The following is an 821-nucleotide window of genomic DNA, read 5'->3' as shown; positions in this document are numbered from 1 at the left end:
GAAAAATGGCCGAAATCTAATAGAATTCTGCGCCATTTAGTTCTTGAAAGGGTTAGATTTAAGCGTAAATAAGCCATTTGTCAACCACACGATTGTAGATTAGCCGAAAAAAGAAATTCTAAATCGAACGAATCAAAACAATATATCAATTTCTATCCAGCAGGCTATTTTTTCAAAAGATGCAAGCAAGCTTCAATCATTATTAGAAGATTTCATGTTAAAAAGCATCTCCACAATAGATGGAGCAAACGAAAGTTTTTATCATGGTATGATGTTAGGTTTATGTGCAATTCTAAGCAATCAATATCAAATTAAGTCAAATAGAGAATCCGGTCTAGGACGATTTGACATTCAACTTATCCCTTTAACAAAGGAAATTCCAGGATTTATTTTTGAATTCAAATACACAAAAGATCCACATATTGATTTAGAATCTCTGGCTGATTTTGCCTTAAAGCAAATTGAAGAAAAGAAATATGATACAGAACTATTAGATGCACAAGTTCACTCTATAGTAAAAATCGGAATCGCTTTTTGTGGAAAAAAAGCAGTTGTAAAACGTTCATAGTTCAAAAAAGAGGCTGTAACAGTTGAACAAGTTTAAAGTTCAAAGCTGTTACAGCGAGACTGCTGAAAAAGTCCTTCAAATAAAACCTCACAAAAAACAGTGAGGTTTTAATTTAAATACTTTAAACTAGCGGCTAGTTATGCTATAATATAGCTGTGAGGTAAGGACTATGAGATCTAAAAATGACAAAGCCAAATATGATATGGATTACCAGAAAAACAAGATGACAAGAGTAACTGTATGGTTTAATCTT

1 protein-coding gene is annotated in these 821 nt (G+C 32.0%); it reads left to right on the top strand.

Going from position 1 to position 821, the window contains the following annotated elements; all coding sequences use genetic code 11:
• Positions 1-214 precede the first annotated feature (214 nt).
• Positions 215-568, top strand: coding sequence for a PD-(D/E)XK nuclease domain-containing protein (locus tag ACTND6_RS11065; RefSeq protein WP_441024318.1), 354 nt, complete (start codon positions 215-217; stop codon positions 566-568).
• Positions 569-821: the final 253 nt, after the last annotated feature.

This window comes from Bulleidia sp. HCP3S3_C9 (assembly GCF_052064035.1).
In the GTDB taxonomy this organism is placed as follows: Bacteria; Bacillota_I; Bacilli_A; order Erysipelotrichales; family Erysipelotrichaceae; genus Bulleidia.
This window is presented reverse-complemented; position numbering and strand designations above follow the sequence as displayed.

What these genes read in the sequence shown, in the direction of transcription:
- ACTND6_RS11065 (WP_441024318.1), top strand. Translation starts at nt 215, where the DNA reads ATGTTAAAAAGCATCTCCACAATAGATGGAGCAAACGAAAGTTTTTAT.